The following is a 22,113-nucleotide window of genomic DNA, read 5'->3' on the forward strand; positions in this document are numbered from 1 at the left end:
ACATATGTCTGGAGGATTAGTTACAGCTGCATACATTGTTGCCGCTATCCTGTTTATTTTTAGTCTGGCGGGGCTTTCGAAACACGAAACCTCTCAGCAGGGTAACAACTACGGTATCGCCGGGATGGCGATTGCGCTGATTGCCACGATTTTTGGCCCGGATACCGGCAACGTTGCGTGGATCCTGGTGGCGATGATCATCGGCGGCGCGATTGGTATTCGTCTGGCGAAGAAAGTTGAGATGACCGAGATGCCGGAGCTGGTGGCAATTCTGCACAGCTTCGTTGGTCTGGCAGCGGTACTGGTGGGCTTCAACAGCTACCTGTATCACGACACGGGCCTGGAGCCGATTCTGGTGAACATTCACCTGACGGAAGTGTTCCTCGGTATCTTCATCGGTGCGGTAACCTTTACTGGTTCTGTGGTGGCCTTTGGCAAACTGCGCGGCAAGATCTCCTCTAAACCGCTGATGCTGCCGAATCGTCACAAAATGAATCTGGCGGCGCTGGTTGTTTCTTTCCTGCTGCTGGTGGTATTTGTCCGTACCGAAAGCATGGGCCTGCAGGTTCTGGCGCTGCTGGTGATGACCATAATTGCACTGGCTTTTGGCTGGCATCTGGTGGCCTCCATTGGTGGTGCGGATATGCCGGTGGTCGTTTCAATGCTCAACTCCTATTCAGGATGGGCTGCGGCGGCGGCGGGCTTTATGCTGAGCAACGATCTGCTGATCGTTACCGGTGCGCTGGTCGGTTCTTCTGGTGCGATCCTGTCTTACATTATGTGTAAGGCGATGAACCGTTCATTTTTCAGCGTTATTGCAGGTGGCTTTGGTTCTGACGGTTCTTCTACTGGATCAGATGAAGAAGTCGGTGAGCACCGTGAGATTACTGCGGAAGACACAGCAGAAATGCTGAAGAACTCGCACTCCGTGATCATCACCCCGGGCTACGGCATGGCAGTGGCTCAGGCACAGTATCCGGTCGCGGAAATCACTGAGAAACTGCGCGCACGCGGCATCAAAGTGCGCTTCGGTATTCACCCAGTAGCAGGGCGTTTGCCCGGTCATATGAACGTACTGCTGGCGGAAGCCAAAGTCCCTTATGACATCGTGCTGGAAATGGACGAGATCAACGATGATTTCGCCGATACCGATACCGTGCTGGTGATTGGTGCCAACGATACGGTAAACCCGGCGGCGCAGGATGACCCGAACAGCCCGATCGCCGGTATGCCGGTGCTTGAAGTATGGAAAGCGCAGAACGTCATCGTGTTCAAACGTTCGATGAACACGGGCTATGCTGGTGTGCAGAACCCGCTGTTCTTTAAAGAAAACACTCATATGCTGTTTGGCGATGCCAAAGCCAGCGTGGATGCGATTCTGAAAGCGTTGTAATCGTCAGTGAAAACTAAGACGGCCTCTGCGGAGGCCGTTTTGCATTTTACTCTTTGTTGAGATCGCTCAGTAACACCGCAATGCTTTGACCGCCATTGGTCTGCTCTAGCGCGATTTTCACAATAATGGTTAGCGGAACAGAAAGCAGCATCCCAACAGGGCCGAGCAGCCAGCCCCAGAAGATTAACGACAAAAAAACCACCAGCGTAGACAGTCCAAGTCCACGCCCCATGATCCGCGGCTCGAGGATATTCCCGAATACCAGGTTGATGACCAGATAGCCTGCCAGAACCACCAGCGCATCGTAAAGGCCGCTAAATACCAGCACCTGAGCAATAGGGGGAATGGCCGCCAATACCGAACCGATATTAGGGATGTAGTTCAGGGCGAAGGCCAGTAATCCCCAGACAAAGGCAAAGCGCACATCCAATGCAGCAAGCATGCCCCAGGCGACCAACCCGGTCACAATGCTGATTGCCGTTTTAAGCACCAGATAGTGAGATACGCTGTCGATGGCGCGTTGAATGGCCGCCATACCTTCAATGGGGCGACTCATCATTTGTTTTAGTTTGTTGGGCAGTTGCGGTACTTCCAGCAGCGTAAAAACTACCGTCAGTAGCAGTAAAAAGATCGATGACATAGCATTCGAAAGCTGCGCCAGCAAATTGGTCACCAGCGTCATTGCCGCGTTTGGATCGATATATTTGACGAGCTCATCCACGGAAACGCCGATCCCTGCGCGTTGTAACCATGGTTCAAGATTTTTTAGTGGAATAACCAGTGAAGAGCGATATTGCGGTAGCGTACGCGCAAGCTCATTTAAGGATGTGCCTAAATACGCTAACAGCAGTACCATTAGCATTACAATAATAACGATGAGCAATGACACCGCAAATACGCGCGGTATGCGAAGCTTGACCATCCGCTGCACCACGGGGTTCAGCACAACGGCTATAAATAACGCCAGAATAAAGGGGACGATGATATCTGCGGCAAAGCGAATGCCGCTCAGGATGATAACCAGCATGCCCAGCATAATGACTATTTTTAGACCGTTAAGCGTGATGATCGGTTTCGCCATGTGTATTCCTGCGTTTTTGATTTTTGAATCTGAATAATAGTGTGATTTGCGTCGAGCCGTTATAACAAAAATCAAACGGGGCAGGTAAAGAAGTGAAAAGACTTTGAGTTCGTATTGAAGCTATGATACAAATCATCTGTGTTTAACTACCGAGGACAATTATCATCCGCGATGATGAGAAGCAACACTGCGGATAATTGTAATATTATGGACAATATGTTCAGGATGTTTTTGCGTTTACCTTCACTTCTTCGTACCTCTTCCACTTTCTTGCTTGCGGGTGAGCAACACTGGCGCAACGCGCTTTAGTCCCTTCTTCTGCCTGAGCTGGCGCTGTGCGCTGAGCTAACTAATTTTATTTTTTGGTTTACTGCATGCAGTAGGCCCAAAGGACTATATTCTCAAGCAGGAGAAGCATCATGTTTTACTGGATATTATTAGGTCTGGCCATCGCGGCTGAAATTACTGGTACGCTTTCAATGAAATGGGCAAGCGTCGGCCATGGTAATTCGGGCTTTATTTTAATGCTGGTAATGATCGCCTTATCGTATATTTTTCTCAGTTTTGCCGTTAAAAAAATTGCCCTTGGTGTGGCCTATGCCCTGTGGGAAGGGATCGGTATTTTATTTATTACGCTGTTTAGCGTGCTGTTATTTGACGAAACCTTGTCCACATTGAAGGTGGCAGGACTGGCTTCACTGGTGGTCGGCATTGTGCTGATTAAATCCGGCACCCGAAAGCCTGTTAAACCAGGCAAAGAGGTGACCCATGCAACAGTTTGAATGGGTTCACGGTGCCTGGCTGGGTATGGCCATCGTGCTGGAAATCGTCGCTAACGTCTTTTTGAAATTTTCCGATGGTTTTCGCCGCAAGATTTATGGCGTGCTGTCGTTAGCTGCCGTGTTAGCAGCCTTTAGCGCGCTGTCGCAAGCGGTAAAAGGTATCGATCTTTCGGTGGCTTATGCCCTGTGGGGCGGATTCGGTATTGCCGCGACGTTAGCGGCAGGTTGGGTGCTGTTTGGTCAGCGCCTGAATAACAAGGGCTGGATCGGCGTGATACTGCTGCTGGCCGGAATGATAATGATAAAACTTGCCTGATATCCATGCTGCCCGTTAATGCGGGCAGCATGTGTTATTCCTGCGCTAACGCTTCCAGCTTCTCGCGAAAACCGGTCACGGATATGGCGCGATTATCTGCCCGCCAGCGATCTTTGGCTGCTGGAGCGGAGCTTTGCACACCAATCAACTGCCAGCCAGACTCTGTCTGCAACATCAATGGCGAACCGCTGTCGCCCGGGAGCGTGTCGCACTGGTGTGACAAGACGGTATTCTGCGCCCAGCCGGTCACCACACAATCCTGATGTGTGTACAGGTCGTCCAGATGATCTTCAGGATAGCCCGACTGCGTGACTTTACGATCTGCAGTTTTTAGCGCCGCGGTTAACGCGTCCTTGTCGCCATCAAACAGTGGCAGCGGTGTGATGCCAGACGGCGGATTACGCAGCACCACCAGACCAAAATCCCACGGGGCTGCGGCAGGCGGCACTATCCAGCCATCACCATCGGCTTTTAAACGTTTGGCAAGTGAGGGCGCAACCCGGCCTTCAATGTCGTGGATTTCATAGCGCCAGAGACCCTTTTTAGACACGAAGCGCAATGCGACGGCTTTGTCCGGCTTACCTTTCGGGGGGGTGAGTAAACAGTGTCCGGCCGTCAGGGCCAGATGTGGCGAAATGAGCGTGGCGGTACACAGGTTACCGCTGGCGGTTTCCAGTTGCCCGATAGCGTCCCACGGCGATTGTGTAGGGTCAGTCACCTTTATGCGATCGTCATGACCAAAAAACAGCGTTTTTATATTTTCTGCTTCAGCGCTGTCCGTTGCAGGCTTGTCCGCATGCGCAACGACAGGAAGTAAACAAAGTGAACCCAGTAATACAGCAATGGTTTTATGCATATCACGCTCTGGTGGGGAATTATGATTATTAACAGCAAACCCTCAGTTAATACTATAGACGGGACGACGTGAAAGTGGGAGTAAAATCAGATAACTACATTCAGGCAAGATAAAAACGCATGGCGATGATGGCGCAAATTATCAGCGTAATAAGAATTAACTCAAAGCGGTAATGTGACACCATTTTACCCTCCGAAAGGCGGCGCTACATCAGGTCGATCTAGCGCCGTATGCTATGGCGTGGGGGACGCCATAGTGACTACAAATGCGTTATGCTGCAGGTTGAGCTGCTGGTTTAGCAGTGTCGTGTTTTACTGCTTTTTTGGTGTGTTTTTTAGCGGCCTGAGCTTTCTGCTCTGGCGCTTTTTGTTCTGCAGCTGGTTTGGTTGCCGCTTTTTTGGTGTGTTTTTTAGCAGCCTGAGCTTTCTGCTCTGGTGCTTTCTGTTCTACAGCCGGTTTTGTGGTGGATTTTTTAGCGTGTTTCTTGGCAGCCTGTGCTTTCTGCGGCGCTGCTTTGTGCTGTTTTTTATGATGCGTGGTTTTTGCCGGCGCAGCTTTAGTGGTTGCTGCAGCAGCCGGAGCGGTTGTAGCAGTTGTTTCAGCAGCAAATGCAGCAGAAGACAGACCCATAGCAGCGGCAACAACCAGAGCTAATACTTTTTTCATTCTCATACCCTCGATTTGGTTTTTCATTCAACCCCACTGCGGGGCCGTTGAAATAACTATATCGCTGTAATCACAGGGCTTCCGTGAGTCATTGGTATCGGCGTGTAACGATATGTACAATGACTCACGGTATGAGATTACAAATAGCGGGCTTCCAGGTGGGCGCGGAAATAACGGCTGCTAAGCGGCTCTCCGGTGGCCTGGGTAATAAGCTGTTCAGTGGTGAAACGACTGCCATGCTGCCAGATGTTCTGACGTAACCAGTCAAACAGGGGAGCAAACTCACCTTGCGCAATAGACTGATTCAAATCAGGTAATGCGCGGTTAGCGGCACTGAACAACTGCGCCGCATACATAGCGCCCAAGGTATAGGAAGGGAAGTAGCCAAAGCCGCCGTCGGTCCAGTGAATATCCTGCATACAACCGTTACGATAGTTTCCGATCGTTGACAGCCCCAGCCAGGCCTGCATTTTCTCATTCCACAATGCCGGGATATCATCCACTTCAATATCGCCATTAATGAGCGCACGTTCGATTTCATAACGCAGGATCACGTGAGCGGGATAGCTCACCTCGTCGGCATCAACACGGATAAACCCGGGTTTGACCTGCTGGTTCCAGGCGATGAAATTGCTTTCTTCAAAGGCAGCCTGATCGCCAAAGTAGCGCGTTACAGCAGGAATTAACCGTGTCAGAAAGGCTTTACTGCGTCCCAGTTGCATCTCAAAGAACAGACTCTGGGACTCATGAATGGCGGTGGAACGTGCCAGAGCGATAGGTTGCCCTGACCAGTTACGCGGAAGATTTTGCTCATAGCGGGCGTGACCGGTTTCATGGATCACGCCAAACAGCGCGCTGAGCAATTCGTTTTCATCATAGCGGGTGGTAATGCGAACATCTTCTGGTACGCCGCCACAGAAGGGATGTGCACTGATATCCAGCCGACCAGCGGTAAAGTCGAAACCTAGCTGTGCCATTGTTTCAAGACCCAACTCTCGCTGTACAGCTGTTGGGAAGGGGCCTACCGGGGCGATGAGCGACTGTTGAGATTGCTTTGCCACTACCTTGTTTAGCAGGTCGGGTAGCCAGCTTTTAACGTCCGCGAAAAGGTTGTCCAACTGCGCGCTGGTCATTCCCGGTTCAAAAATGTCCAGTAACGCGTCATACGGCGAACACCCTTTAGCTTCTGCGCGCAGTCGGGCTTCTTCGCGGCTATACTTCACAACCTCTTTCAGGTTTTCGGAAAATCCTTCCCAGTCATTTGCCGGTCGCTGGCTACGCCAGGCATGCTCGCAGCGGCTTCCCGCAAGTGATTTTGCTTCTACCAACGATTCCGGCAACAAGGATGCCTGGTGATGCAGTCGCGACATTTCGCGCAGGTTCGCCTGTTCTACATCGTTGAGGTCTTCCTGTTGCGCTGCGGAGATCCACCTTGCCACTTTCGGATCGGTTAACAGTTGGTGTTCAAGCACGCTCAGCTCGGCCAGCGCTTCGCCACGGGCTTTGCTTCCTCCTGAAGGCATCATGGTAAACATGTCCCAACTGGCGATTGCCGAGAGGTGGGAGAAGCGAGATAGCCGCTGGAACGTGCGGGTGAGCTGATGGTAATTATCATTGCTACTCATTTTTTGTTCTCGTTCTGTTTAGGTGTGGTTAAGAAGTTTACCGTGATTCACTCACTTTTCATAAACACACCTTTATACCTGGTTTTTCGTAAAAGCTTTTTATAGCGAAAAGCCAACAGAACCACAAAACAGATGGCGTAGATAATAGGAAGCGGTGATAACACTTTTACCGACCACAGGTAATGCAGCGGTAGCAAAATGGCGGCCAAGTAGACGTAGTTGTGCAATGTTTGCCAGCGTTTGCCCATTTTACGCTGCGCGGCTTGCGTGGAGGTCAACGTCAACAGGAATAAGATAATCCAACCGGTCATGCCCAGGGTTAGCCATGGGCGTGAAACCAGTTCACGACCCAACAATCCCAGATTTTGTATACCCAGTTCCAGCAGAGCATAGCTGGCCATATGCAGTGTGGCCCATGCAAAGCACCATAAACCTAACAACCGCCGGGTACGAAACAACAAAGGCTGCTTTGCATAGCGTGCAAGCGGGGATACCAGCAGAGTAGCAAGCAAAAACTTTAGCGCGGTAATGCCCGTAAAGTGCTGGATATCTTTTCCCGGGTCGGCACCCAACCCGCCATGCTGCGCGGCCCAAAAGAGCCATAGCAGGGGTAAAAAACCGGCGAGATGCAGCAGCACTTTCAGGCCGGTTATCTGTTTTGCGGTCAACCTCACTAAAAATACTCCCGAAGATCCATACCCCGATATAACGATGCCACCTCATCGGCATAACCATTAAAAGGTAACGTGGGCTGTCGCTGTACATCAAGAATGCCACCCGAACCGATAAACCGTTCAGTAGCCTGAGACCAACGGGGGTGATCGACCTGCGGATTTACGTTGGCGTAAAAACCGTATTCATTCGGTGCTGACATATTCCAGGTCGTCGGCGGCTGCTCACGCGTCAGCGTAATACTGACTATCGATTTAATGCCCTTAAAGCCGTACTTCCAGGGTACGGTCAAGCGTATCGGCGCCCCATTTTGCGGCGGCAATGCTTTGCCATATACGCCTACGGTCAGCAGTGTTAGCGGATGCATGGCTTCATCCAAACGCAGACCTTCAACATAGGGATATTTTAACCCACCGCCAATGAAGCGATCTTTCTGGCCGGGCATTTCATCAGGGGCGTAGCGAGTTTCAAAGGCGACGTATTTGGCGTGACTGGTTGGCTCAACCAGCGCCAATAATTTATGCAAAGGAAATCCGATCCACGGCACAACCATCGACCATGCTTCAACGCAACGCATCCGGTAAATACGCTCTTCTAACGGAAAGCGAGTGGTCAGCGCATCATGATCCAAGGTTAAAGGTTTGTTGACCTCTCCGTTGATCGTCAATGTCCAGGGATCGGTTTTCAGACTACCGGCATTGGCGGCAGGATCTGCTTTATCCAGACCAAATTCATAGAAATTGTTGTAGCCCGTCACCTTGTCTTCTGGCGTCAGAGACAGGCTGTTTTGCCAGCGCTCGGGCTTTGTAAATTCGAGCGCTTTGCCTGCGGGTGCTGGTAGACGATCGTTGCCTTTAAACCAATCCAACAAATTAGCCCGTGTAGGGGAAGACAGCGTGGCCGCCGCCGCGCCTATCCCAAGTGCTTTGAGGATTTGTCGTCGTTGCATAAAAAAAACTGATTCGGCTGTAACATCAGCTTCCCGAAGTGGACGTTTTTTCTGCATAACTTTTCCTTTTTATTTTCATGTTAAGGAAAACAAAGCGACGTTTCCCTGTTGATGCCTGGTGTGTCTATAACGACATACTGCGCGTATGCGTATCCCTGGATCCTCACGAAAAGTTAAAAATTTTGTGATAACTTCCGCCCCTTGCCTGAGGTAAGCTTTCAGCACGACGAGAGGGGGATGACACTGATGGCAGGCGCGAAAAAGATATTTTTGGTGGAAGATGACAGCGATATTGCCTCACTTTTGCAGCTTAGCCTGAAGGATGAGGGTTACGAGATAGTTCATGAAGCGGACGGCACGCGAGCGCTTGAACAACTGGAGAAACACGTTTGGGATGCCGTTATCCTCGATTTGATGCTGCCAGGTGTCGACGGGCTGGAGATTTGTCGTCGCATTCGCCAAATGAGTTTTTATTTGCCCGTTATTATTATCAGCGCCCGGACCAGCGAAACGCACCGTGTATTGGGGTTGGAAATGGGGGCCGATGATTATCTGGCCAAGCCTTTCTCGGTGCTGGAGTTGATGGCTCGGGTGAAGGCGTTGTTTCGCCGTCAGGAAGCGATGAGTCAGAACCTGCGTATGGAGGCGGGGATTATCACCGTTCATGGCGTAGAGATTGACCCTTTAGCCCGGGAAGTTCGGCTGCATGGTAAATCCCTCGATTTGACACCGCGAGAATTCGATCTGCTCTATTTTTTCGCCCGTCATCCAGGCGAGGTCTTTTCGCGCCAGGCGCTGTTAGATCAGGTGTGGGGCTACCAGCATGAAGGGTATGAGCATACGGTGAACAGTCATATTAATCGTCTGCGGACCAAAATTGAAAAGGATGCTGCGGAGCCGGAAATTATTCTCACGGTTTGGGGACGAGGCTATAAGCTTGCTGCGGTTAATGCGGAGCATCAGCCATGATTTATCGCCTGTCGCTGAGCCAGCGTCTGACTCTGGTCTTTACCGCCATTATGCTGATTTGTGCGGTTGCCGTCAGTGCTGTCCAGGTTCGCAGTAGCAAACAATATGGCGACGCGATGGTGCAAAGGCTCTCGCTGGAGCTGGCGAGCAAGATTGTCAAAAGTGAGTCGCTTATTGATGCCAGCGGGCAGGTTAATCGCCAGACCTTAAAAGGATTGTTTAATCACCTGATGACGCTCAACCCCAGCGTGGAGCTGTATCTGGTTTCACCATCAGGTGAAATACTCGCTGATGCCGCACCGCCGGGGCATATCCAGCGGCAGAAAATTAGCGTGCAGCCGATTCAGGATTTCCTTAACTCAGATGCGTTGCCCGTATATGGCAACGATCCGCGCAGCAGCCAGCAAAAGGTATTCAGCGCCGCGCCGGTTTTATATAACGGTGAGCTGCATGGCTATTTGTACATTATTCTGCAGGGCGAAGATCTGAATATGTTGGCAAATACCGCCTGGCAAAAAACGCTCTGGAATACCGTGGCCTGGACGTTAATACTGGTTTTATTAGCCGGCGGAATTGCAGGTTTTCTGGTGTGGCGATGGGTGACGAATCCAGTGAAAAGGTTGACTGGGCAGGTGGTCAAACTGGAACAGGACAGCATTAGCGTCATCAAACAGCTGGCGCAAAAAAATCCCGATCCGGCCCCGGCAAATGAAATTGCGTTGCTGAACAATGCGTTTATCGAGTTAGCGCAGAAAATTGCGCAGCAGTGGGATCTATTAGCGGACAGCGATCGTCAGCGCAGAGAGTTTATAGCCAATATTTCGCACGATTTACGCACGCCGCTGACTTCATTGCTGGGGTATCTGGAAATGCTGTCGCTGAAAGCCGATACGATGACGCCGGAGGAAAACCGGCATTATCTTAGTATCGCGCTGCGCCAGGGACATAAAGTTCGTCATCTGTCACAACAGCTGTTTGAGCTGGCAAGACTGGAGCATGGCGGTATAAAACCGCAGCGTGAACGTTTTGCTATTGGTGAATTGATCCAGGATGTGGCACAGAAATTTGATCTCCCTGTTGCCACGCGTCATTTGCAGTTGCACCTTGACGTAATGGGGCCGTTACCGCTGGTGAATGCCGATTTATCGATGATAGAAAGAGTTGTGACGAATCTGCTGGATAACGCTATCCGTCATACGCCTGACGGAGGTGAAGTGCGGCTAAAAGTCTGGCGTGATGCAGACCGTTTATTAGCCGAAGTGCAGGACAGCGGGCCTGGGGTAGAAGAAGCTGTGCGAGAAGTATTGTTTCAGCGCCCGACCGCGTTAGTTCCCCGTGAGCAGAGGGCTGAGCGCGGCGGCTTGGGCTTACTGATCGTGCGTAGAATGCTCGAGCTGCATGGAGGGGATATCAGCCTGGTTAGCTCAACGGCAGGGGCCTGCTTCCGTTTTTCGTTGCCGCTGGCGGATTCTCCCCTGAGTAGTTGACGGTGAAGTTCCGGAGTAAAGAGGGTTTTGGCATTGCCCCAATGGGCATTGCGTAAAAGTTGGTAGGTTGTCAGTGATAATGAGAATTTTTATCATGTATCAGTAATTCATCAACTTATCTTCGATGAGCGCAAGGAGATTGTATGTCACAGGATGCCGACAACCTGTATATCGCCAGGACCAAAGCAGTAGCTGGCTGCTTTTCAATGTTTTTACTGATGTTTGGCCTCACGTTTACCCCGTTGTTTTTCCCCGCGAGTCAGGACCTGCTTGCCAAAGGGCTACTTTTCCCGCTGTTGTTTGCATTGGAATTTGTTGTGCTGGTTCCGCTGTATTACTTCTTCTTCAGAAAAAGAGAGGGGCTGGGCAAAGGCATTTTCAACGCCAGGTGGTTTACCATTTTGTTCGCGGCGCTGCTGTTTATTCAGCTTATCCTGCCATTGATTTTGGGTCTCAGACAAACCGAAGCGTGGGTGACCAGCCAAATATCCTTAAGTAGTTACGCATTGTGGTTATCTACGTTGACTCTGATATTTATTGCGCCAGTTTATGAAGAAATTGTTTTCAGAGGCTGTTTATTCAACGCGTTCCAGTACTGGTTCAATAATAAAACTTGGCTGTCGTCAGTGGTGGTATCGGTCATTTTTGCCATCATGCATACGCAGTATGTGGATCTACGTACGTTGCTGATGTTGTTTCTTGTGTCGCAGGTTTTGATCATCGCCAGACTGAAAAGCAACGGCCTGTTGATGCCGATCATGCTGCATATAGTGATGAACGGGACGGTTATTGTTCTGCAAATTGGAGCCCAGACGTTACTGCCTGATTCATAAAGGCGATGCCCGGAATCCGGGCATCGGGGATTATACGTGCAGACGATGGTGCAAACGTGCGCCGACCAGCAACGCCAGCACCAGCATCAGGGCGATAAATCCGCCCACGCCGTTCCAGCCGTAGCTGTGCCAGAATACGCCGCCGAGCGTACCGGCAATACTGGATCCCAGATAATAGCTGAACAGATACAGGGAAGAAGCCTGGCCTTTAGCGCGTTTTGCCCGTGGTCCAATCCAGCTGCTTGCTACGGAGTGCGCGGCAAAAAAACCGGCTGAAAAGAGCAGCATCCCGGCGAAGATAAGCCATAGCGATGTGAACAGGGTCATCAACAGTCCAACCAGCATCACGCCAGTTGAAAAGAGCATTACCGGGCCACGGCCATAACGAGTGGTCATAGAACCTGCTTTTGGCGAACTCCAGGTCCCGGTTAGATACGCCACAGATAACAGACCGACAACCGCCTGGCTGAGCTCCCACGGAGAGAGCATCAGGCGATAGCCGATGTAGTTAAACAGCGTGACAAACGATCCCATCAGTAAAAAACCTTCCGCAAACAGCAGCGGCAAGCCTCTGTCGCGCCAGTGCAAGCGGAAGTTGATAAACAACGTTTTCGGGCGCAGCGACGTTGGTCTGAAATGACGAGATTCCGGCAGGATTTTCCAGAACATTAGCGCAGAGGCAAGGGCAAAACAGCCGATCGCCGCCAGCGCGATACGCCAGTTAAAAAAGTCGGTAAACACGCCGCTGATCAAGCGACCACTCATACCGCCAATCGAGTTACCGCTGATATACAAGCCCATTGAGAAGGCGACGAAACTGGGATGAATCTCTTCACTCAGATAGGTCATCCCTACCGCCGCGACGCCGCTCAGTGAAAGTCCTATCAGCGCCCGCATGATTAAAATACCGTGCCAGCTGGTCATCATTGTTGAAAGGAGCGTACAACAAGAGGCGAGCAGCAGCGCGGTAACCATCACCGGCTTGCGGCCAATAGCATCTGAAAGTGGGCCGGTAAACAGTAACCCTATCGCCAGCATCGCCGTTGAAATGGAGAGTGAAATACTACTGCTGGCAGGAGAGACACCAAACTCGTGCGAAAGCACAGGCAGTATGGGTTGTACACAATAGAGGAGGGCAAAAGTCGCCAGTCCGGCGGAAAACAGCGCCAGCGTGACGCGCATAAATGGGGATGTTCCGCGTTTGATAAAACCATCCGGCGGGGTAACTATCTGTTCATCAATATCGCTTGTTGGCGCGGTATCGACAGTTGTTGTACGGCTCACTTGAAATCCTTGCTCATCCAATTACGTCTACAGGACCAGCCTTAAGAGTATGAAAATCACAATATTCTGTCTAATATATTAATAATCTCAAATAATATTTTAAAAATATGAATATCGAACTGCGTCATTTACGTTACTTTGTGGCCGTTGCCGAAGAGTTGCATTTTGGTCGGGCGGCAGCGCGATTGAACATTTCGCAACCGCCGCTAAGCCAGCAGATCCAGATCCTTGAACAGCAGGTTGGCGCCCGGTTACTTGCCCGAACTAACCGTAGCGTGGCGCTGACCTCTGCTGGAAAGCAGTTTCTGGCAGACAGTCGGCAGATCCTCGGGCTGGTTAATGAAGCCGCCGCCAGGGCTGAGCGTTTGCATTTGGGAGAAGCAGGGGAATTGCGTATCGGTTTTACGTCGTCGGCGCCGTTTATCAAAGCCGTTTCAGATACGTTATCTCTGTTTCGCCAAAGCTACCCGGCAGTGCATATGCAAACCCGCGAAATGAACACACGTGAGCAAATTGCCCCGCTCAATGAAGGGACGTTGGATTTGGGACTTCTGCGCAATACGCAGCTTCCGGAAACGCTGGAGCGTGAAATCATTCTTCATGAACCACTGATGGCGATGATCCCACGCGCGCATCCGTTGGCGCAAAAACCCGTGGTCACGTTGGCCGAGCTGGCGAATGAGCCATTTGTCTTTTTTGACCCCCATGTGGGGACAGGGTTGTATGACGATATTCTTGGCCTGATGCGTCGCTATGGACTAAAACCGACGATTGCGCAGGAGGTTGGCGAAGCGATGACTATCATCGGGCTGGTGGCTGCAGGATTAGGGGTTTCTATACTTCCTGCTTCTTTTAAACGGGTGCAGCTATATGAAATGTGTTGGATCCCGATAGCGGAAGAAGATGCTGTCTCGGAAATGTGGTTAGTGTGGCCAAAGCATCATGAGCAAAGTCACGCCGCGCAACGCTTTCGTGAGCAGCTGCTGGCGGCCGTTCAGGCGATTAATTTAGTTTAAAAATGAGTGAAAATGTGCAGTAAATCACAAGGCTAAGTAAAAAGTTGACGGGAGCCATTGAAGTGCTTCACCATAGCCCGCAGATTATTTCGGAGCGCGAAAATAAAGGGAGTAAGTGGTGGTTGCTGATAGTCAGCCTGGGCATATCGATCAAATTAAGCAGACCAATGCTGGCGCGGTTTATCGCCTGATTGATCAGCTGGGTCCGGTATCGCGTATTGATCTCTCTCGCCTGGCGCAATTGGCGCCTGCCAGTATTACTAAAATTGTCCGCGAAATGCTCGAAGCGCACCTGGTGCAAGAGCTGGAAATCAAGGAAGCGGGCAGCCGTGGGCGTCCGGCAGTTGGGCTGGTTGTTGAAACGGAAGCCTGGCACTATTTATCCATCCGTATCAGTCGCGGCGAGATCTTTCTGGCACTGCGCGATCTGAGCAGCAAACTGGTGGTAGAAGATTGTCTTGAAATGGAGCTGGTCAGTGAAACACCGCTTCTGGAACGTGTTATTACCCAGGTCGACCAGTTTTTCATCCGCCATCAACAAAAGCTGGAACGCTTAACCTCCATCGCCATCACCTTACCCGGCATTATTGATACTGAAAACGGTATCGTGCATCGCATGCCATTTTACGAAGATGTCAAAGAGATGCCGCTGGGCCAGGCGCTTGAGAACCATACTGGCGTACCAGTCTATATTCAGCATGATATTAGCGCCTGGACCATGGCTGAGGCGCTTTTCGGCGCATCGCGTGGTGCGCGCGACGTCATTCAGGTGGTGATCGATCATAACGTGGGTGCCGGGGTGATCACTGACGGTCATTTACTGCATGCAGGCAGCAGTAGCCTGGTGGAAATTGGCCATACGCAGGTGGATCCGTACGGTAAACGCTGCTACTGCGGTAACCATGGTTGTCTGGAAACGATCGCCAGCGTCGACAGCGTGCTCGAACTGGCGCAGGTGCGCTTGAAGCAGTCAATGAGTTCTTCTTTACACGGACAACCGCTGACGGTAGACGCACTGTGTCTGGCGGCAATGCAGGGTGATTTATTGGCGAAAGATATCATTAGCGGCGTCGGGACCCACGTCGGCAGAATTCTTGCCATCATGGTGAATTTGTTCAACCCGCAAAAGATATTGATTGGGTCTCCGCTCAGTAAAGCGGCAGATATCTTGTTCCCTACCATCGCTGACAGCATTCGTCAGCAGGCACTTCCGGCTTACAGTCAGCATATAGTCGTCGAAAGTACGCAGTTTACCAATCAGGGGACGATGGCGGGGGCGGCGCTCGTTAAGGACGCGATGTATAACGGTTCTTTGTTGATTCGTCTATTACAGGGTTAACATTTTTTAACTGTCGTACGAAAAATTGCGCTATCTCAAGCTGATCCTGGTCGTCATACCTTAGACTTTCTCCACTGTTTTATTTTCCTGACTTATATTTTCAAAGCATAACGGTGGAGTTAGTGATGCTGAAGCGTTTCTTTATTACAGGTACAGACACTTCTGTTGGGAAGACCGTGGTTTCCCGCGCATTACTACAAGCGTTAGCGTCAGGGGGTAAAAGCGTTGCGGGTTACAAACCTGTAGCCAAAGGCAGCAAAGAGACGCCCGAAGGTCTGCGCAACAAAGATGCGCTGGTGCTGCAAAGCGTGTCCACTATCGAACTGCCTTACGAAGCGGTCAACCCGATTGCGCTCAGCGAAGACGAAAGTAGCGTAGCGCATAGTGGTCCGGTCAATTACACCCTGTTATCCAACGGTCTCGCAAGCCTCAGCGAAAAAGTCGATCACGTTGTCGTGGAAGGCACCGGAGGCTGGCGGAGCTTGATGAACGATCTGCGTCCGTTATCGGAATGGGTGGTGCAGGAACAACTGCCGGTGCTGATGGTGGTGGGTATCCAGGAAGGCTGTATTAATCATGCCATCCTCACCGCACAGGCGATTGCCAGCGACGGACTGCCGCTGATTGGCTGGGTCGCGAACCGAATCAACCCGGGGCTGGCGCATTATGCGGAAATCATTGATGTGCTGGGTAAAAAATTACCTGCCCCGCTTATCGGTGAACTGCCTTATCTGCCTCGTGCAGAGCAGCGTGAGCTGTCACAGTACATCCGTCTGTCAATGCTCGGCAGCGTGCTGTCGGTAGATAGAGTCGTGGCGTAACGTACGCGACAGCACCGACGCCAGGACACAGGCAATCAGTAATCCGGGGAGCAGGCGATACTCCCCGGTCATTTCACAAACCATCAAGGTCGACATTATTGGTGCATGCGTGGTAGCCGCCAGCAGCGTGGCCATCCCCGTTAAGCCCAGCAAAATAGCAATTTCATCCGAGCCCGGAAGCCATAATCCCCATACCTGACCCAGCAGCATGCCCACCGACAAGCCGACAAACAGCGTTGGCGTAAACACGCCACCTGGCGCACCGGATCCACTGCTGGCAAGCACCGCCAGTAATTTGCAGATAAAAATCCCGCTAACTACGGCCAGCAGCGGTGGCGAAAGTAAATATGACTGCACCACGCTGTAGCCATTACCCCAGACTGCAGGCGTGAGCAATGAAAGCAGGCCAACGATCAACCCACCAAGCGCCAGTTGCCACGGCGGCGAGAGTTTTAAGCGCAAAAAACCATTATGGCTGGTGGTCATCAGCCACATGAAGAGCGGTCCGCAGAAGCCAGCAGCCAGACCGGTGCTGACAATCATAACGTATTCCAGAGTATGCAATTCCCGAGACAGGTGAACGGTATACAGCAGCGCATTGCTGTCGCTAAGCAGATTGGTGGTGAGTAATGCGACTACGGCGGACACCACTACCGGTCCCAGTGATGCGAGGATCAGCGTGCCAAACAACACTTCGGCAATAAATAAACTGCCCGCCAGCGGGGCATGATAGGCTCCGGCCATACCCGCTGCGGCGCCGCAGGCAATCCATAACTTCCATTCTGTACGTGGGGTAAAGCGTTGAGCAAAGCAGGAAGCCGCCAGCGCCGCCAGTAAAATCATGGCACCTTCGCGTCCGATAGCGCTCCCGCTGGCGACAACCAGTAACGAGGCCAGCGATTTCACCAGGCTGGCACTGACGTCAAATTGTCCGTCGGTTTGTAGAGCTTCCATATAATCGGTGGGAGCCTGTGGGCGTAAACGGTTAAATTTTTGCCAGCCCCACAGTAGTAATCCAGCCGCCAGACCGCCGAGTGCAGGTGTCAGCATACGCCTTAAAGGCGAAAGGTTTGTCGCAGCGTTGACCAGACTCCCCGTGTTATTGCTCAGAAACAACCATTCGAGAAGCAGCATGGCATGACGAAATCCTGCGACGGCCAGCGCAGCAAGGACGCCAATCAACGCGGCGATCAGCAGACGGCGGAACATGGCGCGCAGGTCAGGATAAGCATGTAAATGATGCATGTGTGGCCAGAGAGGAAGTTTCAGACGTTTTATTTTGCGGCTATTTGACAACAGAAGCAAAAGCTCAGCGTGCGCAACAGGATGCACCACAGGCAGTATGCATCCTGCCTGTGACGAAATTAACGAAACAAAGGCTTATCGGCTACCGGGATCAATAACTGTGATTGCCACTGTGCCAGCGTCAGACGCGCCAGCTCACCCAGCGCCTGGTAGAAAGGGTGATCGGCTTTTTCGATAAACACATTAAGGAAGCGCGATGACCATGGGAACAGATGCCAGGCCAGCAGCTGTTCGCACTCGGTGTGGCGTTCGTTCTCAGCAAGCCAGGCCGTCAGCAACAGTAGTGAACCAAAGTGATCTTCCGGCTCATTTTGCTGCATAGCAAACTGGATACCGTTGTCACGCATCCACTGACGCAGAGCCAGCGTGGAGTCGCCAAACAACACGTTTTCACGATCCAGCCAGACAGATCCCCAGGGCGGAGAAGGGAGCGCATAAGGGCCAACAAACAGACGTTGCCAGGCTTGCGGGAGAGACTCATCGGCCTCAGCCTGAAACTGTGCAACTAACGGCGAAAGCGTTGTCTTTTCAAGCGGCCACTGCGCCTGCCAACCATCGTTGCTTAACGCACTGACCAGTGCCGAAGCTTCGGCACTGTCTGGGGCATAGTAAAACAGCGCGCCGAGCACACGCGCTGCGGTGGAAAAGTTGTCACGTTGTGAAAAATGGGTCATGCAAACAATCCTGAACAGTGCGGGTTGCCCCGCACCCGAAAATTAACCTGCGACAGCCATTCCGACTGTCATATGTAAACCGTAAAACAAGCCGCGGCCAATGATTTCACCGGCGAGGACGGACACTAAGCCCAGCGCCAGTCCGCCGACGGACGGTTCTTTGCGACGGACAAGCGGGCATATCCAGCAGCCCAGCCCCGCAACCAGCAGGAGGATGCGCCAGACCTGCAGGCTTGCGTAGTCGGGCACCAGCGCGCCAGCGTTTTGTACCGAACTGTGGATTTCGCCGAGCGACAGTCCCTGCAGCACAACAACAGCCACGGTCACCAGCAGGGCCAGCACGCTGATACCGGCGAATCTGGCAGGGCTGCAGGAAACACCCGCAGCCCGCAGCAGCAGGGCGGCAAACAGCGGACCGCTCAGCAGCATCGTCATGAAAAACGCCAGTGTAGTATAGCCATTATACCAGGTTGGGACGGTGTCTATCTGGTAGACGTTGGTCATCGCATAGACAAATACCAGGCCCAGCAACATGCTCAACAGCAGCCAGATTTTACCTAATGTTGCGGGCATTTTACCGAGAAACGCCACCAGCCACCACAGGCCACCGACGGCGAAAAACAGCGAACCGCTGGCAATTTCGTTACTCAGCGCCGATGCGCCAATTCGGTTCAGCGAGTTAAACGCGCGCAGCGGCGAACCTAAATGTATGACTGAGGCGAGAAAGGCGATGCCCATCACCAGCCACAGAAAAAACATGCTGCGCACAATACGCTGCTTTACCGCATCGTCTTTAGCGGTTAGCCAGCCGTAGCCACTTACGATCAGCGCCCCGGCTACGCACTGGCCCAGCACCGTGAACAGTACCAGCGGCCATTCATGCCATCCATTTCCCATTTTACACCTCCTTTGGATTAGCCAGAAAACCCGTGGTATCCCCGGTCGGGCGGCAATTGGCGTTTGGTTTGATCACAATACTCGGTCTGGTGAAGTGCGCACCCGGCAGCGGGGCGACGGCTGCCAGATCACCATGTTTTTTGCGCAGCTCATCAATGGGACCGAAGTCCAGCGCACGCAGCGGACAGGACTCGACGCAGACAGGCTTTTTGCCGTCTGCCACGCGGTCATGACAGCCATCGCACTTGGTCATATGCCCTTTGGCGGCATTGTACTGCGGTGCGCCGTACGGACAGGCCATGTGGCAGTAACGACAGCCAATACACACATCTTCATCAACGACCACAAAACCATCATCACGTTTATGCATAGCCCCGCTGGGGCAAACCTTGGTACAGGCCGGATCTTCACAGTGGTTACAGGCAATGGAGAGGTAGTAGGCGAAAACGTTCTGTCGCCAGACGCCGTTGTCTTCCTACCAGTCACCTCCGGCGTATTCGTAAATCCGGCGGAAACTGACGTCGGGCGTGAGATCCTTGTAGTCTTTGCAGGCCAGTTCGCAGGTTTTGCATCCGGTGCAACGACTGGAATCAATAAAAAATCCATACTGAGTTGTCATGGGTTAGTCCTTAAACCTTCTCGATCTCGACCAGATTAGTGTGCTGTGGGTTGCCTTTTGCCAGCGGTGAAGGGCGCTGTGTTGTCAGCGTATTTACGCAGGCGCCATGATCAATTTTGTCGCCGGTCATATCGGCATCGTGCCATGCACCCTGGCCCATTGCGCTGACGCCAGGCAGGATCCGCGGCGTCACTTTGGCCGCAATACGTACTTCACCGCGGTCGTTAAAGACCCGCACCATATCGCCATTTGCAATACCACGCTTTTGGGCATCGACAGGGTTGATCCACACTTCCTGACGGCAGGACGCCTGCAGAACATCGATATTGCCGTAGCTGGAGTGCGTACGGGATTTGTAATGGAAGCCAAACAACTGCAGCGGAAATGCGCTGCGTTTCGGATCATCCCACCCTTCAAACGTAGAGGCGTAGACGGGAAGCGGGCTAATTACTTCGTCCTTTTGCAACTCCCAGGTGTTGGCTATTTTCGCCAGTCGACTGGAATAAATTTCAATCTTTCCGGACGGTGTTTTGAGCGGATTGGCCTGCGGATCGTCGCGGAATTTTTTATAAGCGACAAAATGCCCGTTAGGGTCTTTACGTTTATAGATCCCCATTTTTTTCAGCTCGTCATAGGAAGGCAGCGCGGGGTCTTTGGCCAGCATTTTTGCATACAAATACTGGAGCCACTGTTCCTGAGTACGGCCTTCCGTAAAGCGTTGATAGATATCATTGCCAAGGCGTTTGGCGACTTCGCTCATTATCCAGTAGATCGGTTTACGCTCGAACTTCGGTGACGTCGCGGGTTGAATAAAAATGAGGTATCCCATGTTGCCGGCATAGTCGTTAGGAATAATGTCTTCCTGTTCGACGGTCATTAAGTCCGGCAGCAGAATATCGGCATATTTGGCCGAAGATGTCATGAAGTTTTCGATGACCACTATCATTTCGCATTTCGTGTCATCCTGAAGGATCTCATGCGTTTTATTGATATCTGAGTGCTGATTAGTAATGGTGTTGCCCGCGTAGTTCCAGATAAATTTAATCGGTACATCGAGCTTATCTTTCCCGCGCACGCCATCGCGGGTTGCGGTCATTTCCGGGCCACGAGCGATGGCGTCGGTCCAGCTAAAGCAGGATATCTGGGTCTTGATGGGATTCTCCGGCAGCGGCATGCGTTCAATCGTGATGGTGTAGGTTGATTCTCGTGCACCGCTATTGCCGCCGTTGATGCCAACGTTGCCGGTCAGGATAGGCAACATCGCGATCGCCCGTGAGGTCAGTTCGCCGTTAGCCTGACGTTGCGGCCCCCAGCCCTGACAAATATATGCCGGTTTTGTGCTGCCGATTTCCCGAGCCAGTTTGATAATGCGATCGGCGGGGATCCCGGTGACATGCGAGGCCCATTGGGGCGTTTTAGCGATACCGTCATCGCCGTTGCCAAGTATATAGGCCTTGTAATGTCCGTTAGCGGGGGCGTCGGCGGGTAGGGTTTTCTCGTCATAACCAATGCAATATGTGTCGAGGAACGCCTGATCGACAAGATTTTCGTTAATCATAACCCAGGCAAGTCCCGCCACGAGTGCGGCATCGGTTCCTGGGCGGATAGGGATCCACTCATCTTCACGACCCGCAGCGGTATCGGTATAGCGCGGATCAATGACGATCATCCGGGCATTAGATCGCTCCCGGGCCTGCTCAAGGAAGTACGTTATTCCGCCGCCGCTCATGCGCGTTTCGGCAGGATTATTGCCAAACATTACTACCAGTTTCGTGTTTTCGATGTCGGATGTGCTGTTGCCGTCATTTGAGCCGTAGGTATAGGGCATTGCTGCCGCGATTTGTGCGGTGCTGTAAGTGCCGTAATGACTCAGAAATCCGCCATAGCAGTTCATCAGGCGAGCGACCAGCGAGGCATAAGGAGAGGAGCGCGTAATGTTGCCGCCTACAATGCCTGAGGTGTAATTAATATAAACAGCTTCATTACCATATTTCTCCACGGTATTTTTTAAACTGTCACTGATGGTATCCAGCGCTTCCTGCCAGGTTATACGTTCGAATTTTCCCTCACCACGTTTGCCTACGCGCTTCATCGGATAGTTCAGGCGATCCGGATGATTGATCCGTCGGCGGATTGAACGCCCACGCAGACAGGCACGAACCTGGTGCTGACCATAAATATCGTCTCCGGTCGTATCGGACTCCACCCATACGACTTCGTCATCTTTGATGTGGAGTTGCAGGGCACAACGGCTGCCGCAGTTTACGGAACACGCGCCCCAAACCACTTTCTCTTCAGCCGGTTGCATCGCCTGTTGTACCGCAGCGGCGGCGGTGCGCATTCCAAAAGGTAATGACAGCCCGCCTGCGGCAAGCGCCAGCGAACCGATAGCCGAGGATTTCACTAACGTCCTGCGGCTGATGCCTCCATATTGCTCAGTATCAGACATAACTCACTCCATTATAGTTATCGCTATATATTAATCTCTACAGCGAAATTAATAGCATGCTAATAATGGAGTGAGTTTAC

General features: G+C 52.0%; 22 protein-coding genes and 1 pseudogene. 10 read left to right on the top strand and 13 right to left on the bottom strand.

The window, feature by feature from the left end; genetic code table 11:
• Window positions 1-4 precede the first annotated feature (4 nt).
• On the top strand, window positions 5-1,393 hold the full coding sequence (gene pntB, locus G4551_RS11270; RefSeq protein ID WP_003836380.1) for a Re/Si-specific NAD(P)(+) transhydrogenase subunit beta: 1,389 nt from the start codon (window positions 5-7) through the stop codon (window positions 1,391-1,393).
• 46 nt (window positions 1,394-1,439) lie between these two features.
• Here the strand turns inward: pntB and G4551_RS11275 are convergent, their stop codons facing one another.
• Window positions 1,440-2,474: an AI-2E family transporter gene (locus G4551_RS11275; RefSeq protein WP_003836378.1), complete on the bottom strand. Its 1,035-nt coding sequence runs from the start codon at window positions 2,472-2,474 to the stop codon at window positions 1,440-1,442.
• Between the two features lie 138 nt (window positions 2,475-2,612).
• Here G4551_RS11275 and G4551_RS24105 point away from each other — a divergent pair, with 138 nt between their 5' ends.
• The 3 genes from G4551_RS24105 (at window position 2,613) to mdtI (ending at window position 3,572) form a co-directional block, all read left to right on the top strand.
• Window positions 2,613-2,783: a protein YdgV gene (locus G4551_RS24105; protein ID WP_085951052.1), complete on the top strand. Its 171-nt coding sequence runs from the start codon at window positions 2,613-2,615 to the stop codon at window positions 2,781-2,783.
• Window positions 2,784-2,890: 107 nt separating this feature from the next.
• On the top strand, window positions 2,891-3,256 hold the full coding sequence (gene mdtJ / locus G4551_RS11280; protein ID WP_161799268.1) for a multidrug/spermidine efflux SMR transporter subunit MdtJ: 366 nt from the start codon (window positions 2,891-2,893) through the stop codon (window positions 3,254-3,256).
• Entirely contained in the window at window positions 3,243-3,572 is a 330-nt protein-coding gene (mdtI, locus tag G4551_RS11285; RefSeq protein ID WP_003028939.1) for a multidrug/spermidine efflux SMR transporter subunit MdtI, read from the top strand. The genes mdtJ and mdtI overlap by 14 nt, the downstream gene beginning before the upstream one ends.
• Window positions 3,573-3,606: 34 nt before the next feature.
• Here mdtI and G4551_RS11290 read toward each other — a convergent pair whose 3' ends face one another.
• The 6 genes from G4551_RS11290 to msrP form a co-directional block, all read right to left on the bottom strand.
• The gene (locus G4551_RS11290; protein WP_003836367.1) at window positions 3,607-4,428 is read right to left on the bottom strand and encodes a trypsin-like serine peptidase; all 822 of its coding nucleotides are present in this window, start codon (window positions 4,426-4,428) and stop codon (window positions 3,607-3,609) included.
• A gap of 100 nt (window positions 4,429-4,528) precedes the next feature.
• The gene (gene ydgU / locus G4551_RS24110) at window positions 4,529-4,612 is read right to left on the bottom strand and encodes a small membrane protein YdgU (RefSeq protein WP_085954017.1); all 84 of its coding nucleotides are present in this window, start codon (window positions 4,610-4,612) and stop codon (window positions 4,529-4,531) included.
• A gap of 86 nt (window positions 4,613-4,698) precedes the next feature.
• On the bottom strand, window positions 4,699-5,094 hold the full coding sequence (gene asr / locus G4551_RS11295; protein ID WP_003028934.1) for an acid resistance repetitive basic protein Asr: 396 nt from the start codon (window positions 5,092-5,094) through the stop codon (window positions 4,699-4,701).
• Window positions 5,095-5,231: 137 nt separating this feature from the next.
• A complete protein-coding gene (locus tag G4551_RS11300; RefSeq protein ID WP_003836366.1) occupies window positions 5,232-6,719 on the bottom strand; it encodes a carboxypeptidase M32 in 1,488 nt (495 codons plus the stop codon).
• A gap of 47 nt (window positions 6,720-6,766) precedes the next feature.
• Window positions 6,767-7,393 (bottom strand): protein-methionine-sulfoxide reductase heme-binding subunit MsrQ, encoded by a 627-nt coding sequence (gene msrQ, locus G4551_RS11305; RefSeq protein ID WP_003836364.1) that lies wholly within the window; start codon window positions 7,391-7,393, stop codon window positions 6,767-6,769.
• A complete protein-coding gene (gene msrP, locus G4551_RS11310) occupies window positions 7,393-8,397 on the bottom strand; it encodes a protein-methionine-sulfoxide reductase catalytic subunit MsrP (RefSeq protein ID WP_003836362.1) in 1,005 nt (334 codons plus the stop codon). The genes msrQ and msrP overlap by 1 nt, the downstream gene beginning before the upstream one ends.
• A 189-nt stretch (window positions 8,398-8,586) precedes the next feature.
• On the opposite strand from msrP, the gene G4551_RS11315 reads away from it, so the two are divergent.
• The 3 genes from G4551_RS11315 to G4551_RS11325 all read left to right on the top strand — a co-directional run bounded on the left by G4551_RS11315 (window position 8,587) and on the right by G4551_RS11325 (window position 11,629).
• A complete protein-coding gene (locus tag G4551_RS11315; RefSeq protein ID WP_003028928.1) occupies window positions 8,587-9,309 on the top strand; it encodes a response regulator transcription factor in 723 nt (240 codons plus the stop codon).
• Window positions 9,306-10,796 (top strand): sensor histidine kinase, encoded by a 1,491-nt coding sequence (locus tag G4551_RS11320; RefSeq protein ID WP_003028927.1) that lies wholly within the window; start codon window positions 9,306-9,308, stop codon window positions 10,794-10,796. Before G4551_RS11315 ends, G4551_RS11320 begins: the two co-directional genes overlap by 4 nt.
• A gap of 143 nt (window positions 10,797-10,939) precedes the next feature.
• Complete coding sequence (locus tag G4551_RS11325; RefSeq protein WP_003836359.1) at window positions 10,940-11,629, top strand: CPBP family intramembrane glutamic endopeptidase; 690 nt, start codon at window positions 10,940-10,942, stop codon at window positions 11,627-11,629.
• A 30-nt stretch (window positions 11,630-11,659) separates the two neighbouring features.
• On the opposite strand, the gene G4551_RS11330 is transcribed toward G4551_RS11325, so the two are convergent.
• Complete coding sequence (locus G4551_RS11330; protein WP_003836350.1) at window positions 11,660-12,913, bottom strand: MFS transporter; 1,254 nt, start codon at window positions 12,911-12,913, stop codon at window positions 11,660-11,662.
• Between the two features lie 107 nt (window positions 12,914-13,020).
• Between G4551_RS11330 and G4551_RS11335 the strand changes: the two genes are divergently transcribed.
• The 3 genes from G4551_RS11335 to bioD all read left to right on the top strand — a co-directional run bounded on the left by G4551_RS11335 (window position 13,021) and on the right by bioD (window position 16,089).
• Entirely contained in the window at window positions 13,021-13,929 is a 909-nt protein-coding gene (locus tag G4551_RS11335; RefSeq protein WP_003836337.1) for a LysR family transcriptional regulator, read from the top strand.
• Between the two features lie 118 nt (window positions 13,930-14,047).
• Window positions 14,048-15,268 carry a sugar metabolism global transcriptional regulator Mlc gene (gene mlc, locus G4551_RS11340; RefSeq protein WP_003028923.1) on the top strand — a complete coding sequence of 407 codons (1,221 nt, stop codon included), beginning with the start codon at window positions 14,048-14,050 and terminating at the stop codon, window positions 15,266-15,268.
• Between the two features lie 125 nt (window positions 15,269-15,393).
• On the top strand, window positions 15,394-16,089 hold the full coding sequence (gene bioD / locus G4551_RS11345; RefSeq protein ID WP_003028922.1) for a dethiobiotin synthase: 696 nt from the start codon (window positions 15,394-15,396) through the stop codon (window positions 16,087-16,089).
• On the opposite strand, the gene clcB is transcribed toward bioD, so the two are convergent.
• From clcB to ynfE, 5 genes and pseudogenes are all read right to left on the bottom strand, one after another.
• Window positions 16,045-17,334, bottom strand: coding sequence for a voltage-gated ClC-type chloride channel ClcB (gene clcB, locus G4551_RS11350; RefSeq protein ID WP_032941314.1), 1,290 nt, complete (start codon window positions 17,332-17,334; stop codon window positions 16,045-16,047). The genes bioD and clcB overlap by 45 nt on opposite strands.
• A gap of 119 nt (window positions 17,335-17,453) precedes the next feature.
• The gene (dmsD, locus tag G4551_RS11355; protein WP_003028918.1) at window positions 17,454-18,068 is read right to left on the bottom strand and encodes a Tat proofreading chaperone DmsD; all 615 of its coding nucleotides are present in this window, start codon (window positions 18,066-18,068) and stop codon (window positions 17,454-17,456) included.
• A 42-nt stretch (window positions 18,069-18,110) separates the two neighbouring features.
• Window positions 18,111-18,965, bottom strand: coding sequence for a dimethyl sulfoxide reductase anchor subunit family protein (locus tag G4551_RS11360; protein WP_003836332.1), 855 nt, complete (start codon window positions 18,963-18,965; stop codon window positions 18,111-18,113).
• A 1-nt stretch (window position 18,966) separates the two neighbouring features.
• Window positions 18,967-19,584 (bottom strand): annotated as a pseudogene (locus tag G4551_RS11365) (DMSO/selenate family reductase complex B subunit).
• Window positions 19,585-19,594: 10 nt separating this feature from the next.
• Entirely contained in the window at window positions 19,595-22,033 is a 2,439-nt protein-coding gene (gene ynfE, locus G4551_RS11370; RefSeq protein ID WP_003836329.1) for a selenate/tellurate reductase subunit YnfE, read from the bottom strand.
• Window positions 22,034-22,113: the final 80 nt, after the last annotated feature.

It is taken from the genome of Citrobacter freundii ATCC 8090 = MTCC 1658 = NBRC 12681 (assembly GCF_011064845.1).
Taxonomy (GTDB): Bacteria; Pseudomonadota; Gammaproteobacteria; order Enterobacterales; family Enterobacteriaceae; genus Citrobacter; species Citrobacter freundii.

Coding starts and splice junctions, on each gene's coding strand:
- pntB (WP_003836380.1), top strand. CDS start 5: ATGTCTGGAGGATTAGTTACAGCTGCATACATTGTTGCCGCTATCCTG.
- G4551_RS11275 (WP_003836378.1), bottom strand. CDS start 2,474: ATGGCGAAACCGATCATCACGCTTAACGGTCTAAAAATAGTCATTATG.
- mdtI (WP_003028939.1), top strand. CDS start 3,243: ATGCAACAGTTTGAATGGGTTCACGGTGCCTGGCTGGGTATGGCCATC.
- G4551_RS11290 (WP_003836367.1), bottom strand. CDS start 4,428: ATGCATAAAACCATTGCTGTATTACTGGGTTCACTTTGTTTACTTCCT.
- ydgU (WP_085954017.1), bottom strand. CDS start 4,612: ATGGTGTCACATTACCGCTTTGAGTTAATTCTTATTACGCTGATAATT.
- asr (WP_003028934.1), bottom strand. CDS start 5,094: ATGAAAAAAGTATTAGCTCTGGTTGTTGCCGCTGCTATGGGTCTGTCT.
- G4551_RS11300 (WP_003836366.1), bottom strand. CDS start 6,719: ATGAGTAGCAATGATAATTACCATCAGCTCACCCGCACGTTCCAGCGG.
- msrP (WP_003836362.1), bottom strand. CDS start 8,397: ATGCAGAAAAAACGTCCACTTCGGGAAGCTGATGTTACAGCCGAATCA.
- G4551_RS11315 (WP_003028928.1), top strand. CDS start 8,587: ATGGCAGGCGCGAAAAAGATATTTTTGGTGGAAGATGACAGCGATATT.
- G4551_RS11320 (WP_003028927.1), top strand. CDS start 9,306: ATGATTTATCGCCTGTCGCTGAGCCAGCGTCTGACTCTGGTCTTTACC.
- G4551_RS11325 (WP_003836359.1), top strand. CDS start 10,940: ATGTCACAGGATGCCGACAACCTGTATATCGCCAGGACCAAAGCAGTA.
- G4551_RS11335 (WP_003836337.1), top strand. CDS start 13,021: ATGAATATCGAACTGCGTCATTTACGTTACTTTGTGGCCGTTGCCGAA.
- bioD (WP_003028922.1), top strand. CDS start 15,394: ATGCTGAAGCGTTTCTTTATTACAGGTACAGACACTTCTGTTGGGAAG.
- clcB (WP_032941314.1), bottom strand. CDS start 17,334: ATGCATCATTTACATGCTTATCCTGACCTGCGCGCCATGTTCCGCCGT.
- dmsD (WP_003028918.1), bottom strand. CDS start 18,068: ATGACCCATTTTTCACAACGTGACAACTTTTCCACCGCAGCGCGTGTG.
- G4551_RS11360 (WP_003836332.1), bottom strand. CDS start 18,965: ATGGGAAATGGATGGCATGAATGGCCGCTGGTACTGTTCACGGTGCTG.
- ynfE (WP_003836329.1), bottom strand. CDS start 22,033: ATGTCTGATACTGAGCAATATGGAGGCATCAGCCGCAGGACGTTAGTG.